Consider the following 14,092-nt stretch of genomic DNA (forward strand, 5'->3'; position numbering starts at 1 on the left):
GGGTCAGGCCGGCGGTGCGGTGGCGAACTCCTTCATCCCCTCGGCGAAGCCGACGCGGGCTCGGAAGCCGAGCTCCGCCTCCGCCCGGTGCGGCGCGGCCACGATGTGGCGGACGTCGCCCATCCGGTACTCCCCCGTGGTGACCGGTTCCTGGCCGCCCCGCTGCGCGGCGAGGGCCGCGGCCAGCTCGCCGACGGTGTGCGGCTCCCCGCTGGCGATGTTGTAGACGGCGAGCGTTCCCGGCGCGCCGCCGGTGAGAGCGGCCACGTTCGCCTCGGCGACGTCGCGGACGTGGACGAAGTCGCGCGTCTGCCCGCCGTCCTCGAACACGCGCGGGGCCCGACCGGCCTCCAGCGCCGACCGGAAGATCGCCGCGACCCCCGAGTACGGGGTGTCCCTCGGCATCCTCGGCCCATACACGTTGTGGTAGCGCAGGGCGACCGCCGTGCCGCCGGTCTCGCGCGCCCAGTTCGCGGCGAGATGCTCCTGCGCCAGCTTGGTGGTGGCGTAGGCGTTGCGCGGATCCGTCGGCGCGTCCTCGCCGATGGTGGCGAGGGCCATCTCGTCGCCGCACCGGGGGCAGCGCGGCTCGAACGAGCCTCGCGCCATGTCCTCGGCCGAGCGCGGGCCAGGCCGCACCCGCCCGTGCCGCGCGCAGTCGTAGGCGCCCTCGCCGTACACCACCATCGAGGACGCCAGCACCAGCCGCTCCACGTCATGGGCGGCCATCGCGGCGAGCAGCACCGCGGTGCCGTACACGTTGATCGAGGCGTAGTCGGGCAGGTCCGCCACGTCAACGCCGAGCCCGACCTTGGCCGCCTGGTGCACGACCACGTCCGTGCCCGGCAGCAGCCGGGCGAGCAGGGCGGCGTCGCGTACGTCCGCGCCGGACCGCAGGTCGAGGCCGGTCACCTCGTGGCCGTGCGCCTCCAGCGCCTCGACCACGTGACTTCCGATGAACCCGGCCGAACCGGTCACCAGCACTCTCGTCATCGTCGTGCCCCGATCCCGGCGAGCGCGGCGGCGTAGCGGGAGCGCGGGACCATCGCCGCCACCTCGACCGCGTCCGCCATCGTGTCCACATCGGTCAGGCACGGCATCAAGGCGACGCTCATCCCCGCCTCCCTCAGTCTGCGCAGCTGGATCTCTCCGGTGGTCGGCTTCGACATCGGTACGCCGAGCAGCAGCGCGGCGTCGGGGACGCGCAGCCCGAGCAGCCAGAAGCCGCCGTCGCTCGCCGGGCCGAACACCGCGTCATGGCCGGCGAGCAGCGACAGGGCGTCGGCCAGCAGGTCCGCGGCGACCTGCGGGGTGTCCATGCCGATGAGCACGACGGGGACGGGCAGCGCCCGATGGGCGTCCTCGAAGGCCGCGGCCAGCCGTTCGTCCAGTCCGCCGCCTCGCTGTGGCAGCACGGTGAAGCCGGTGGGGAGCCAGGCGCCCGGGGCTCCGTCGAGGACGAGCACCCGGCCGGCGTCCGGGACCCGCGCGACGGTGCGCAGCGTGTCCTCCAGCGCGGCGCCGGCCAGCGCGGCGGCCTCGTCCGGGGTGAGCGGCGGGACGAGCCGGGTCTTCACCTTCCCCGGCACGGGCTCCTTGGCGATCACCACGATCTGTCCTCGGGGAGCGCCACCGTGTGGGTCCTGGTTCACGCGGCCCTGTCCTGGCGGGCCATCACGCGGCGCATGTCGCCGACCGCGCGCAGCGTGCCGCGTACCGTGCCGGTCACCTTCGACCTGCCCCTGCGCGGCAGGTAGTCCACGTCGGTCTCGCCGATGCGCCAGCCCGCGGCCCCGGCCCGCAGGACCATCTCCAGCGGGTAGCCGAAGCGCCGGTCGACGAGGCCCAGCTCGAGCAGCGGCGTCCGCCTGCAGGCGCGCATCGGCCCGAGGTCGCGCAGCGGGACACCGGTGCGGCGGCGCAGCCCCCTTGCCAGCACGGCGTTGCCGAGCCTGGCGTGCACCGGCCACGACGCGCCCTGCCGCAGCACGCGGCGGCCCAGCACCAGGTCGGCCTCACCGGCCAGGACGGGATCGCACACCCGGGGCAGCTGCCCCGGGTCGAGCGAGGCGTCGGCGTCCATGAAGCACACGACGTCCGAGGTCGCGGCGGCGAGGCCCGCGTGGCAGGCGGCGCCGAAACCGCGGCGCGGCTCGCTCACCACCGTCGCGCCGAGCTCGGCCGCGATCGTCGCGGATCCGTCGGTCGAGCCGTTGTCGACCACGATCGGACGGAAGCCGTCCGGCATCCGTCCGAGCACCCACGAGAGGGCCGCCGCCTCGTTCAGGCACGGCAGCACCACGTCGATCTCCATGCCACCGACGCTATTCGGGCATCCGCCCGCACACCTTGACGAACAGTGCGCCCTGGCCGAGAAATTACCCAAACACAGCGCACCGGCCCCGGCGCTCGCAGCACCGGAGCCGGGGTTCCGTCAGGCGGCCGGGCGGATGTTGTGGTTGAGGCGGAAGAGGTTGGCCGGGTCGACGCGGTGCTTCAGCGCGGCCAGCCGGCGGTGGACGTCCGGCGTGTAGCCGCGCTCGGTGGCGTCACGGTCGGACAGGAAGCTGGGCAGCGCCATGCCGGTGGACCAGGGCCGCAGCCGTTCGAGCGCGGCCGTCTGGGCGGCTCCGACCACCTCGGGGTCTCCGCCGACGGTGGTGATGAAGAGCGTGAAGGCCGCGTCACGGCACGAGATCGCGTTCGGCACCGCGGGCGGACGCGCGAACGCTCCGCCGAGGTGCCGGATCTCCACCAGGTCCGGCGGGGCGGTCGTCTCATCGGCGACCGCGACCAGGGCGTCGACCGTCTCGGCGGTGAGCTCGCGCAGCAGCCCGCTGCGGTCGCGGGCGGGGATCGGGCCCGGCGGGTCGGCGTGGATGGCGGCGAAGTCGGCGTACGGCATCTCCCCCACCGTGTCGAGGAGCGGCGTCGTGACGGCGCGCAGCGGTTCGACCAGCGCGGGGCCGTTCACCGCCGGATCGCTGCAGCTGATCCGCACGCTCACCACCTGCCGGCCGCGCAGCGGGTCGGGCAGGAACGGCGCGTCCGGCATCCGCAGCAGCGCGACGGAGGACGACACGCTCTCGGGGACGGTCTCCACCCACGCGCGGTAGGCGTTGAGCACGGCGGCGGCGCTCTTGCCGGGGAAGAAGACGGAGCCCGCGTACAGGGTGGTGACCGGGAAGAGCTCGATCTCGACGGCGGTGACGATGCCGAAGTTGCCCCGTCCGCCGCGCAGGCCGAAGAACAGCTCGGGGTCGCTGTCGGCGGTGACGGTGCGCAGGGCGCCGTCGGCTGTGACGACCTCGATCTCGGTCACGTGGTCGGCGGCGAACCCGTGGGCCCGGCCGAGCGTGGGGCTGTGCCCGCCTGCCAGGACGAAACCGACGACGCCTACGCCGGGGGCGGCGCCGTTCAGCGGCGCGAGCCCGTACTTGGTGATCTCGGCGACGGCGTCCGCCCAGCGCACCCCGGCCTCGATCCGGGCGGTACGCGCCTCGGCGTCCACGGTGACGCCGCGCAGGGCGCGGGTGCTGACGACCACGGCGTCCGGCCCGATCGGCACCGGCGGCAGCCCGTGCCCGGTGGACAGGGCGGCGACGGGAGCGTTTCCGGCGGCGGCGAACCGTACCGCGGCCTGGACGTCGAACGCGGACGCGGCGGCGACGACGACGCCCGGCCTGATGTCGGCGCACAGGTTGAAGGTGCTCGTCTCGTCGGCGTATCCCTCGTCGCCGGGCAGCAGCGCCCGGCCCTGGAGGTCGGCGGGCAGTTCCGCCCTTACGAAGGTCGATTGCTGGTCGGTGGTGCGGTCTGGCATGGGGAACTGGCCTCGGATCGGGATGGAGCGCGGCTCGGCCGCGAGTGGATGGTGAAGTGGCGCAGGGGGAATCACCATGGATCGCGATTGCGCCGAAATAGCCATGACCTGGGGTTTCATGGCCGAAGCTGGGACGAGACTACCCCCGTCACCCCAGTCTCTTGACACCCACCCGTACCTACGGGAGCGCCGGGCGGGTCAGCCGGGTAATAAGTCGTGGACGAGCATCGGGGTGTCCTGTGTCGGGGCGGGTGACGGTGCGGGCGGCACGGCCGAGGGACGTTGTGGTGACAGCGGAGCGGCCGGGACGGACGCGAGGCGGGCCGGGCAGCGGCGCGCGGCGGCGCGGAACGGACGGCGGCCGAGGCAACGGGCGTACCTGACACCGGTCGCCGGCCCGTCGGTACGCGGGGAAGTGATGCGGCCGGTGGGCCGGCGAACGGCGTGTCCTGGGGCGCCTGCCGGGCGGCCGGCGGGCGGCCGGTTCCGCGCTGGACGGCGGCGCACGGCGGCCCGTGTCGCTAACGGTCCGTTCTTGGGCTCGGCGGTCGGGTGGGTGGTGCGCATGTTCACCAGGAGCGGTTGGAGTAGCTGCTCCAGTCGAAGTGACCCGGACGGCCCTCGCCGATGCGGAACTTGAAGCCGTCGAAACCGCCACGGGCGCTGTAGCTGAAGCGGTACTTCGCGTGCCCGCCCGTCACGAACCGGCGACCCTGGTGCCAGCCACGGTCGTCGTGGTAGACGAAGTCGACGTAGGTGTTCTCACGGTCGCGGTCACGGTCCCACACGTCCACGTCGAAGTAGTAACGACCGTTGGAGAAGTAGTAGTAGCCCTTGTAGTACGAACGCTCACCCCGCGACTCACCCCGGCTGAAACCGGAGTACCCGTCGAACCAGTGCTTCGTGTACGACACAGAACCGGCGGCCTGCGTGGTGGCGGCCTGCGCGGGAGCGGCGGCCACGCCGGCCATGACCGCACCGGCGAGAACGGTACCGGCGAGAACGTTGCGGAGCTTCATGATGATCTGTCCCTGAGTGTGAGGAGAGGGTTCCCGGGAGCGGCGATCGCTCCCGACGACCATCAACTTAGGGATCAGCAAGCCCGCGTTCTGCGTACAAACACACAGATCACCGCGAGCGTGCACAACTACACAGAACAGTCAGAACGCCTGCTCGCCGAGCGCCTGGAGGAACTCGAAGCGGTCGGCGGTGGCCGACCCCGGCTGCGGCCGGAAGATCACCATCCGGTGGCCGGTGGTGGAACTGAGGACGACGTCGCACTGCACGTCGAGCGCCCCCGCGCGCGGATGGACGAGCCGCTTGCGGGTGGTACGCAGCGGTTCGACGGCCATCTCGGCCCAGTACGCGCCGAACTCCTCGCTCGCGTCCAGGAGGTCGGTGATGAGGCGGTCGGCGATGGCGTCGTCGCCGCGCCGGGCGGCCGACGCGCGCAGGTCGGCCGCGTAGCCACGGCCGATGACCTCGTGCTCCTCGGGGACGTTGAGCGCGCGCGACGCCGGGTCGGTGAACCAGCGCCAGATCACGTTCCCCGCCCGGTCGTCGCCGAGTTCCCACGAGCCGACCAGGGCCCGGCTCAGCCGGTTCTGCTCGATCAACGTGCCGAGGTCGTCCATGACATGCGCGGGCACGGTCGTCAGGGAGTCGAGCAGGAACATCATCGCGGGATCGACGTATCGGCCGGTCGCGTTCCTGAGCGGCGGCGCGTGCCCCGCGAGCAGGTAGAGGTGGTCGCGCTCCTCGACGGACATGCGCAACGCCCTGGCGAGGCTCGCCAGCATGGCCGGCGACGGATGGGCGTTGCGCGACTGCTCCAGCCGTTCGTAGTAGTCGACGGAGACGTCCGCGAGCAGCGCGACCTCCGACCTGCGCAGCCCTGGGGTGCGCCGGCGGCCGCCGGCGACGATGCCGACGTCGGCCGGGCGCAGCGCCTCACGCCGGGCCCGCAGGAAACTCCCCACGTCGTTGTGCCTCATGCTCACTCCTGGATGATCCTCATCCCGGCGGGGACGTACCGCTCGCCCGCCACCTCGTCCGGCGAGATCGCCTCGCGCAGCGCCGTCAGGCTGTCCTGGTCGAGCGTGAGCGCCGCCGCGGCCACGTTCTCCTCCAGGTAGGCGCGCCGCTTCGTGCCGGGGATGGCGGTCACGCCCTGGGCGAGCACCCACGCCAGCGCCAGCTGCCCGGGCGTCACGCCGTGCTGGTCGGCGAGCGCCGCGACGCGGTCGGCGAGCGCGAGGTTGCGCGCGAAGTTCGCGCCGTCGAACCGGGGCGCGCTGCGGCGCCAGTCGCCGTCCGGCAGGCCGTCGAGCGAGCGCAGCCGGCCCGTCAGGACCCCCCGCCCGAGCGGCGCGTACGCCACGAACCCGATGCCGAGCTCGTGCACGGTGTCGAGCACGCCGTTGGTCTCCACGGTACGCGTGAACAGCGAGTACTCGGTCTGCACGGCCGTCAGGGGCGCAGCGGCGTGGGCCGCGCGGATGGTCTCGGCCGACGCCTCGCTGATGCCCAGGTAGCGGACCTTGCCCTCGGCGACCAGTTCGCCGAGCGCCCCGAAGGTCTCGGCCACCGGCACGTCCGGGTCGACGCGGTGCTGGTAGTACAGGTCGATGCGGTCGGTGCCGAGCCTGCGCAGCGATCCCTCAACCGCGCGCCTCAGGTAGTCGGGACGTCCGTTCGGCCCGCCGATGACCCCGCCCGTCTCGTCGAACGTCGCTCCCCCGAACTTGGTGGCGATGACGACGCGGTCGCGGTGCGGGGCGAGCGCGCGTCCGACGAGTTCCTCGCCGGTGAAGGGGCCGTACAGGTCGGACGTGTCGAACAGGGTGACCCCGAGCTCGACGGCCCGCTCGAGCGTCTCGACCGAGCTCGCGTCGTCGCGCGTGCCGTACATCGCGGTCATCCCCATGGTGCCCAGGCCTTCGACCGAGGCCGTCATTCCCTGGCCGCCGATGTGGTGCGTCCTGATGCTCACGTGCTCCTCCTCGTGGTGGCGGGCCGCCGTGCGGCGGCCTCCCCGCCAGGATCCTGCGGTTCCCGCCGGTTCCCGGCGTCCGGTTCAGACCCGTCCCGCGAGGACGACTATCGGTCGTGACGCAGGAGATCGCCGGGCTGGCAGTCGAGCTCGCGGCAGAGCGCGGAGAGCGTGGAGAAGCGGATCGCCCGCGCCCGGCCGTTCTTCAGCACCGACAGGTTGACGATGGACACGCCCACCCGCTCGGCCAGCTCGGTCAGCGTCATGCCCCGATCGGCCAGCAGCTTGTCGAGGTGGACGGTGATGCGATGGTCGTCTTCCGGAGGCATCAGACCAGGCCCTGGAGGTCGGAGCGGAGCCGTGTGCCCTGGCGGAAGAACTCGGCCAGGGCGAGGACGCCGAGGCCGACGATCGGCGCCCACCTGTAGTCCTCGGCCGGGGTGATGGCCGTCCCTTCGAGCGGGGTGCCGGACACCAGCAGCCGCAGCACCCAGGCGTCGACCATCGGGATCGCGGCGATGCTCATCAGCAGCAGGCCGATCGAGGCGAGCCTGACCGCGTTCACCGGGGTGAACGGGTCGCCCTCGCGGAAGCTGCGCATCATGAGCAGCAAATATACGGCGACCGCGCAGAGCACCGGGACGAGCAGCAGCTCGGGCAGGATCAGCAGGAAACTCTGCCAGTGACTCGGCTCGGCGATGGTGAGCGTGGCCTCGAACGTGGGCTCGCGGAGGGTGACCGTCCCCGAGGGCACGGAGACCGGCGCGGAGACGGGCGCGGAGACGGGTGCGGGGGTGGCGGTCGCGTAGGGGTTGACGTGGACGTGACGGGCGCCGGTCCGGTTGCTGTTGAAGACGGAGATCATGGCTATCATCACCACGGCTGCGGCGACGTACAGCCCGATGTACATGACGATCTCGACGATGCGGATGGTCGCCGGCTGTCTGTTCACACCTGCTCCTCACGGTCTTATCGTTCTTCGTTAATAACGATAAACGATAAGACCGAGGGATGCGTGGATGAATTCCTCCGCCGGGGGTCGGAGCTAGCGCCACATGGCGGCGATGCGGGCGGCGGCGGCGCGGCCCTGGGCCAGACCGGCCCGCGCGCTGGGGGTGCGGACGGCCGGGTCGAGGGGGTCGGGGCCGGACGCGGCCAGCGAGGCCTCGTCCGGGGTGACGACCTCGACCACGCCGTCCAGCTTCGCCCACGACGGCTCGCCCGGCTCGGCGAGCGGGGCCAGCACCAGCACCCGGTCGTACCCGTCCGCGAGGTCGGCGTTGCTCATCGTCCGTACGCCGCCGTCCATGTACGGGACCCCGTCGATGGTCACGCACGGCCACACGCCCGGCACCGCGCAGCTGGCCGCCACCGCGTCCACCAGGCTCACCCCCGAGCCGGGGCTGAACAGCCTTGGCTCGCCCGTGAGCGCGTTCACCGCCACGATCACCAGGTCGCGCTCCGGCCACTCGTGCACGGGCAGCCGCCCCGCGATGACCTCGCGCCGCCGCTCCTCGCTGACGGTGGAGGCGGCCAGCGCCATCGCACCCATCTCACGCCGCTGCTCGGACGCGTCCCCGGCGTTCTCGGCGATCTGCTGGAGCTTGACCCACAGCTCCTCCGTCGCCACTCCGGAGGACAGCTCGGTCGTCTGCCGCGCCGGGTCGGCCTGCCGGGCGAACAGGTCGGCCGGCGGCAGCCCGCTGGTGAACTGGGCGGCCACGGTGGAACCCGCCGACGTGCCGATGATCCGATCGGCCGCCAGGACGTCGAGCCCGGTCTGCGCGAGGCCGGCCAGCACGCCCGTCTCCCACGCGATCCCGGCGATACCCCCGCCGCCCAGCACCAATGCCCGCCTGACACTGCCCATGTGACCCTCCTCGTACGATTGCTCCACATTAGAGCGCCAGCCGTACGGCGACCGTCAGCGAAGCCCCCTCCAGGCCGGCCAACCCGAACACCAGGGCGTCCCCGGACAGCCGCGCGTCACCGTCGAGCACCTCGGCCACCGGCCGCGACCAGGTCACGGACAGTCCGCCGAGATCGCGCCGTGGGTCGGCCACGGTGATCGTCGCCGTTCCCCGCGCGCCTTCCCTGACCAGCACCGCGCACGGGCCTGAGACGGTGAGACCGCCCACGCTCCCGGCGTTCCAGAAGTTCACCGCCGTGACGCCCATGGCCGGCACGTGGACGGCCTGCTGCCGGGAGGTGTTGGCAAGGACGCGCAGCCACCCCGAGGCGGCGCGTGCCCTGGTCACGTCGCGGCTCGCCCCGGGCAGCAGCACGTACGCGTAGCCGGCGGAGCGCGGATCGACGCCGTGGTCCAGCCAGAGCGTCACGTAGTCGCGGGACACCCCGCCGCCGGCCCGGCTCTCCCGCAGCGTGCGCAGCTCCTGGCCCACGAGATAGCCCCCGTGCCCGTCGAGGTGCGCCCAGCCGTCGCCCACGGTGAGCGGGGCGCTGGTCCTGCGGTTGTCGACGACGGTCTCGACGGACGTGCCGTCGTCGCCGGTGATGCCCGCGCCCAGGCAGACGACGGCGTCGTCGAGGAAGATCCAGGACTTGAACGCCTCCATCGTGCTCCCGAGGCCGCTCAGGTGCTGACCGACGGTCGCGTACGTGCCGTCCGTCGCGCCGCCCACCCACCTCCAGGGCGTGCGGGTGTCGCCCCAGGCCGCGCCCGCCCCGTCGGGCAACCGCCTGGTGGAGACCGTGGTGCCGGGCAGGCGGTAGGGGTCGACGGTCGCCCAGAACGCGTCGGAGTACTGGTCGCCGTGCCCTTCGGCCCACCAGTAGAGCATCCCGGAGCCGGTGTGCCAGCCGCGCGGGTTCTCGCCGTTGCCGTGCTCGTAGTGGCCGATCCGGTCAGAGGCCATGCTGAGCGCCGCGCACCAGCCCGGCCGCCGGTGCACGGCCCGCGCGCTCGACGGCAGCAGCCGGTGGCCGACCGGCTCGGGCGCGGCGGGCACCGCGGGGTCGGCCACGACCGCCGCCAGGCGCGCGTGGAGGGCGGGCCCGGCGTGGTCGAGCATCGGACGTACGGTCTCGCGCGCCGCCCACCCCTTGACCAGGGCGTGCCAGCGCGCCCGCACGGCTGCTGGAGCGCTCTCGCCGAGCAGCAGGATCGCGGCGGCGATCGCCCGCCCGCTCTCGTGGTCGCCGAACGACCGGCGCGCGACGGCCCGGCCGCGTACGAGGTCCATGCAGGCGCCGTCGTGCACGAAGGGTGCGAACGACCGCTCGACCAGGGCGAAGACGCGCTGGTCGGCGATCTCCCACGGCGAGCCGCGCAGCACCGCGTACAGCGTGGCCAGCCCCTCCAGCAGCGTCACCCCGTACCCGCCCTGGTACGGCACGGACGAGTGCTGGATGAACGACCCGTCCCGGTGGAAGCCGTCGCCTTCCCTGACCACGCGGAACACGGGGGTCAGCGCCGAGGCGGCCAGTTCCGCCCGGCCGTGGTCGTCGCCCGCCATGGCCCGCAGCAGCATGACGACGCAGCGGTCGACGCGGTTGGCCGCGGTGCTGGTGCCGTCGTGGCGTCCGAGGCGGCTCGCGGGGGCGAAGTGGTCCACCGCCTCCAGCAGCGCGGCGGCGCGCGGTCCGTGGAGGCCGGTCAGCACGGCGGCCTCCAGCAACGCCTTCGGGACGCCGATCTCCCAGTGCCACCAGTTGCCGGCCGGGTCGGCGCCGGCCGCGTACACGTGCCGCCGGTAGTGGTCGACGCCCTCCGCGACGGCCGCCGCCAGCGCGGCGTCGCCGGTCAGGCCGGTGCCGTCCAGCGCGTACGCGTGCGCCATGGCCCGCAGCCGCCGCGGCGTGGCCGTGAACGACGGGTACGCCTCGTCCGGCCAGAGCCGGTCGCTGGTCGGGGCCATCGTGTCGCGGTGGCGGGCCGCCGCCCTTCCGCGCGCCGCCAGCAGGGCCAGGTACGGTTCGGCCGACGGGTCGCGTACGGGGCCCGCGAGCACGTCCAGCCAGCGTCGGCGCAGCCGGACGAAGGTGTCGTCGGGGGTGTGCGCGGCCCGGGCGGGCACCAGCGCGCCGAACGTGCCCGCCGCGGCGACGCCGCCGAGCCGGAGGAACGACCGCCTGGTGGGCACGCCCCGATTATCCGGCCGCGCGCCGCGGCCCCGCCAGGCTCGACGGACGGACGGGCGGACGCGGGGCGGCCGGGCTCAGCGAACGGGCGGGCGGAGGGCGATCATGGCGATGTCGTCCGTCGTCTGGGTGCTCATCCGCGCGAGGAGCTGGTCGCACAGGATGTCGAGCGGCTTGCGGGCCAGGGAGGCCGCGTTGCGCTGGAGGGTGGCAAGGTCGCCTTCGAGGTTCTCGTGGGGGTGCTTGACCAGGCCGTCGGTGTAGAGCAGCAGGGTGCCCCCCGCGGGCAGGTGCGTCACGACGCTCGTACGCGGCCGTTCGCAGACGACGCCGAGCAGCGGGTCGTTCGAGCCGTCCAGGTAGTGGGCCTCGCCGTCCCGGGTGACGAGCAGCGGCGGCGGATGTCCGGCCACGGAGTAGGTGAGCCGCCACCCGCCGGACTCCGACGCCTCCAGCCTGGCGAGCACGCACGTGGCCGTGACCTCGCCGTACAGCGCCTCGGTCGCGACGTTGAGGCGGTGCAGGATGTCGCCGGGCGGCTCGTTCCTGTCCATGGCGAGCCCTCTGAGCATGTTGCGGATCTGGCTCATGGTGGTCGCGGCGCCGAGGTCGTGACCGGCCACGTCGCCGATGGCGACGACGACCGAGCCGTCGGGCAGCTGGAAGCAGTCGTACCAGTCACCGCCGATCTCGGCGACCGTGGTGCTGGGCCGGTAGCGGGCGACGATGTCCAGGCCGCTCAGCTTGGGCGGGTCGGGCAGCAGGTAGTGCTGCAGAGCGAGGGAGATGCGCTGGGTGCGCTGGTAGCGCAGGGCGTTGCTGAGGTGGGTGTGGGCGTGCTCGATCAGCCCGTTCAGCAGTTCGATGTCGGCGTCGTTGATCGGCTCCCGGTCGCCGCAGATCACCGCGTCGAGTACGGCCGCCACCACGCCGTCGACGACCACCGGCACCAGGGCCACGCTGTTGGCCCCGCTCGCCCTGAACCACTCCTCGGCCCCGCGCGGGGCCAGGTCGGGCGGCGGGCATCCGGGCGGGAAGGTCCGGTACACCGTCTTCCTCGTCCTGACCGCCTCGGCGAAGGCGCAGCGGCCCTTGACGGCCACCCTGCCGGGTTCGGGGGCGGGCCGCAGCGGGTCACGGACAATGCTCACGAACCGCTCCGCCACGAGTGGGTCCGGCAGCGGCTCGTCGTACTCGGGGACGAGGTAGATCCCGCACCCGTCGAGCACGGCGGGCACGATGACGTTGGCCAGCAGGGTCAGCACCTCGTCGAGGCCGGCCATGTTGGCGGTGACGGCGGCGGCCTCCTGCAGCAGCTTCTCCCGCCGTTCCCGCTGCCACTCCTGCTCGACGTCGACGCAGGACCCGACCCATTCGACCAGATCCCCGCGTTGGAACACCGGGGCGCCACGTACGCGGACATGCCGGTGGGTCCCGTCGGCCATCCGCATCCGGAAGACGTACTCGAACGAGGTCATCGTGCGTCTCGCCTCGGACCACATCTCCACGACCTCGTCCCGGTCGTCGGGGTGAATGGTGTCCTGCCAGCCCTCGCCGCGCTGCTCGGTCCAGGCCTGCCCGGTCACGCGCTGCAGCGCGGGGATGGGCTCGGTCACCATCCCGTCGGCGTCCGTGACCCACACGACCTGCTCCCCGTCGACCTGCAGGAGGCCCTGGAAGCGCTGGAGGAACCTGCGCCGGCTCTCGGCGGCGGGCTCGGCCTCGGGGGCGGCGACGACCTGGTCGGTGACCTCGACGACCGTCATGAGCACGCCCTTCACGTCGTCTTGCAGCGGGATGCGGGTCAGGGTGATGGTGGCGTACCGCTCCGGTCCGCCGTCTGTCAGCGCGTACGGCATCTCCTTCAGGGCGAGCGACTCCCCCGTCTCGTACACGTAGTCGAGGTCGGAGAAGTAGTTGCGGTGGACGAGGTCGTGAAACGCCTGGTGGAAGGGGATGCCGAGCTGGCGGTCGCCGTAGATGGCCCGGTAGGCGTCGTTGATGTAGACGAGCCGGTGCTCCGGTCCACTGGTCATGGCGACCCCGGCAGGCGCGATGTTGAAAGCGTGCAGCGGCAGCCCGCTGAGATCCGTTGCGTGTTCCATCGGTGCTCCCAGACGCCTCTCCCCCTACGCGTCTCGTGAATGGTGTGCGACATAACGCCATCATTCGACTAAGCCCACAAACAAGATAAAAAGCGCAAAAAGCCGTTTACCTGAGGTCAGACGCCCGCGCGGATCGGCACCACGTTTCCCGCCGGGCCGTGGCGCGGCAGTGCGAACCAGGTGGCCTTGCCCACCAGGTCGGGCCGGGTGACGTAGCGCTGCGGGTGGCAGCCGTGGAAGCCGTCGGAGAGCCGGGCGACGATGCTGAGCCCGCGCCCGTGCTCGGCCGAAGCGTCCGCCTCCACCGGTTCGGGCAGCAGCGGGCTGCCGTCCACGACCACGCACATGACCTCGCGCGCGTCGGCGTGCAGGGCGAGCTCGTACGGGCCCTCGCCGTACATGAGGGCATTGGTCACCAGTTCGCTGACCATGAGCATCGCGTCGTCGACGAGGTCCGGAGCGAGGCCGAGCGCCGTCAGCTCGTCCCGGACGACGGATCGCGCGTGGCGGACGGTCCGCGGGTCGCCGGACAGCGGCCACACGTTCCGCGGCAGCCTGGTCATGGCGTCTTCTTCCCGTGTTTCGCGCAGCAAGAGAACCTGCCTCTTGAGGGGGACGAATGCGGCTGTCGAAACCTGTACGCACGACAGGCCGTCACGGGTCGAATCTTCGGCGAGAAAACGTCATTCTTTTGCCGGACGCCCGAAATCGGGAGAAAAGTACGGGTACGGACACCCGCATGACGCTTGATGAACACAAACCGAAGAACGACCGCCGTCCTTCCGGGAACAACCGGCGGCCCGCGGAACCGGTACCCGCCGGACGCAAGGCGCTGGAGCAGGCGCTCTCCAAGGCCGGCATGAACCTCGAGGACCTCGTCCGCCCACCCTCCGGATGAGTCCCGCCCGGACGAGCCGCGGGCCCGTCCATGAGCTCCGGAGTCCCTGACCGCTGGGCCGTGGCGACGCACGCCACGGCCCTTCCCTCAGGCGCCACACACGACAGCCGGGGTCAACGGCACGGACGTGACCCGTCCGGCGATCTCCGGCAGGGCGTCGGCCACCGCGTTCG

14 protein-coding genes are annotated in these 14,092 nt (G+C 72.5%); 1 reads left to right on the top strand and 13 read right to left on the bottom strand.

The features are described 5' to 3' along the window. Positions 1-3: 3 nt before the first annotated feature. The 13 genes from BLR04_RS32360 to BLR04_RS32420 all read right to left on the bottom strand — a co-directional run bounded on the left by BLR04_RS32360 (position 4) and on the right by BLR04_RS32420 (position 13,584). Complete coding sequence (locus BLR04_RS32360) at positions 4-993, bottom strand: NAD-dependent epimerase/dehydratase family protein (protein ID WP_090772474.1); 990 nt, start codon at positions 991-993, stop codon at positions 4-6. Continuing rightward, complete coding sequence (locus BLR04_RS32365) at positions 990-1,610, bottom strand: TIGR04282 family arsenosugar biosynthesis glycosyltransferase (protein ID WP_342672319.1); 621 nt, start codon at positions 1,608-1,610, stop codon at positions 990-992. The genes BLR04_RS32360 and BLR04_RS32365 overlap by 4 nt, the downstream gene beginning before the upstream one ends. Before the next feature lie 38 nt (positions 1,611-1,648). Further along, positions 1,649-2,314: a glycosyltransferase family 2 protein gene (locus BLR04_RS32370; RefSeq protein ID WP_090772478.1), complete on the bottom strand. Its 666-nt coding sequence runs from the start codon at positions 2,312-2,314 to the stop codon at positions 1,649-1,651. Positions 2,315-2,434: 120 nt separating this feature from the next. Beyond that, a complete protein-coding gene (locus tag BLR04_RS32375; RefSeq protein ID WP_090772480.1) occupies positions 2,435-3,823 on the bottom strand; it encodes an FAD-binding oxidoreductase in 1,389 nt (462 codons plus the stop codon). 569 nt (positions 3,824-4,392) lie between these two features. After that, the gene (locus BLR04_RS32380) at positions 4,393-4,842 is read right to left on the bottom strand and encodes a hypothetical protein (protein WP_090772482.1); all 450 of its coding nucleotides are present in this window, start codon (positions 4,840-4,842) and stop codon (positions 4,393-4,395) included. A 141-nt stretch (positions 4,843-4,983) separates the two neighbouring features. Beyond that, positions 4,984-5,817: a helix-turn-helix transcriptional regulator gene (locus tag BLR04_RS32385; protein WP_090772484.1), complete on the bottom strand. Its 834-nt coding sequence runs from the start codon at positions 5,815-5,817 to the stop codon at positions 4,984-4,986. Positions 5,818-5,819: 2 nt separating this feature from the next. After that, on the bottom strand, positions 5,820-6,815 hold the full coding sequence (locus BLR04_RS32390) for an aldo/keto reductase (RefSeq protein ID WP_245740786.1): 996 nt from the start codon (positions 6,813-6,815) through the stop codon (positions 5,820-5,822). 107 nt (positions 6,816-6,922) lie between these two features. Then, a complete protein-coding gene (locus BLR04_RS32395; RefSeq protein WP_090772485.1) occupies positions 6,923-7,144 on the bottom strand; it encodes a helix-turn-helix domain-containing protein in 222 nt (73 codons plus the stop codon). Then, positions 7,144-7,767, bottom strand: coding sequence for a DUF2975 domain-containing protein (locus BLR04_RS32400; protein ID WP_090772487.1), 624 nt, complete (start codon positions 7,765-7,767; stop codon positions 7,144-7,146). Before BLR04_RS32400 ends, BLR04_RS32395 begins: the two co-directional genes overlap by 1 nt. A 93-nt stretch (positions 7,768-7,860) precedes the next feature. Further along, positions 7,861-8,685, bottom strand: coding sequence for a patatin-like phospholipase family protein (locus BLR04_RS32405; protein WP_090772489.1), 825 nt, complete (start codon positions 8,683-8,685; stop codon positions 7,861-7,863). 28 nt (positions 8,686-8,713) lie between these two features. Beyond that, positions 8,714-10,918 carry a polysaccharide lyase 8 family protein gene (locus BLR04_RS32410; protein ID WP_090772491.1) on the bottom strand — a complete coding sequence of 735 codons (2,205 nt, stop codon included), beginning with the start codon at positions 10,916-10,918 and terminating at the stop codon, positions 8,714-8,716. Positions 10,919-10,993: 75 nt separating this feature from the next. Beyond that, a complete protein-coding gene (locus BLR04_RS32415) occupies positions 10,994-13,021 on the bottom strand; it encodes a SpoIIE family protein phosphatase (RefSeq protein ID WP_090772493.1) in 2,028 nt (675 codons plus the stop codon). Between the two features lie 116 nt (positions 13,022-13,137). Then, positions 13,138-13,584, bottom strand: coding sequence for an ATP-binding protein (locus BLR04_RS32420; protein ID WP_090772495.1), 447 nt, complete (start codon positions 13,582-13,584; stop codon positions 13,138-13,140). Positions 13,585-13,760: 176 nt separating this feature from the next. On the opposite strand from BLR04_RS32420, the gene BLR04_RS41000 reads away from it, so the two are divergent. Next, on the top strand, positions 13,761-13,919 hold the full coding sequence (locus tag BLR04_RS41000) for a hypothetical protein (RefSeq protein WP_176903388.1): 159 nt from the start codon (positions 13,761-13,763) through the stop codon (positions 13,917-13,919). Positions 13,920-14,092 lie beyond the last annotated feature (173 nt).

This window comes from Nonomuraea maritima (assembly GCF_900100395.1).
GTDB lineage: Bacteria > Actinomycetota > Actinomycetes > Streptosporangiales > Streptosporangiaceae > Nonomuraea > Nonomuraea maritima.

What these genes read in the sequence shown, in the direction of transcription:
- BLR04_RS32360 (WP_090772474.1), bottom strand. Translation starts at nt 993, where the DNA reads ATGACGAGAGTGCTGGTGACCGGTTCGGCCGGGTTCATCGGAAGTCAC.
- BLR04_RS32370 (WP_090772478.1), bottom strand. Translation starts at nt 2,314, where the DNA reads ATGGAGATCGACGTGGTGCTGCCGTGCCTGAACGAGGCGGCGGCCCTC.
- BLR04_RS32375 (WP_090772480.1), bottom strand. Translation starts at nt 3,823, where the DNA reads ATGCCAGACCGCACCACCGACCAGCAATCGACCTTCGTAAGGGCGGAA.
- BLR04_RS32380 (WP_090772482.1), bottom strand. Translation starts at nt 4,842, where the DNA reads ATGAAGCTCCGCAACGTTCTCGCCGGTACCGTTCTCGCCGGTGCGGTC.
- BLR04_RS32385 (WP_090772484.1), bottom strand. Translation starts at nt 5,817, where the DNA reads ATGAGGCACAACGACGTGGGGAGTTTCCTGCGGGCCCGGCGTGAGGCG.
- BLR04_RS32395 (WP_090772485.1), bottom strand. Translation starts at nt 7,144, where the DNA reads ATGCCTCCGGAAGACGACCATCGCATCACCGTCCACCTCGACAAGCTG.
- BLR04_RS32405 (WP_090772489.1), bottom strand. Translation starts at nt 8,685, where the DNA reads ATGGGCAGTGTCAGGCGGGCATTGGTGCTGGGCGGCGGGGGTATCGCC.
- BLR04_RS32415 (WP_090772493.1), bottom strand. Translation starts at nt 13,021, where the DNA reads ATGGAACACGCAACGGATCTCAGCGGGCTGCCGCTGCACGCTTTCAAC.
- BLR04_RS32420 (WP_090772495.1), bottom strand. Translation starts at nt 13,584, where the DNA reads ATGACCAGGCTGCCGCGGAACGTGTGGCCGCTGTCCGGCGACCCGCGG.
- BLR04_RS41000 (WP_176903388.1), top strand. Translation starts at nt 13,761, where the DNA reads ATGACGCTTGATGAACACAAACCGAAGAACGACCGCCGTCCTTCCGGG.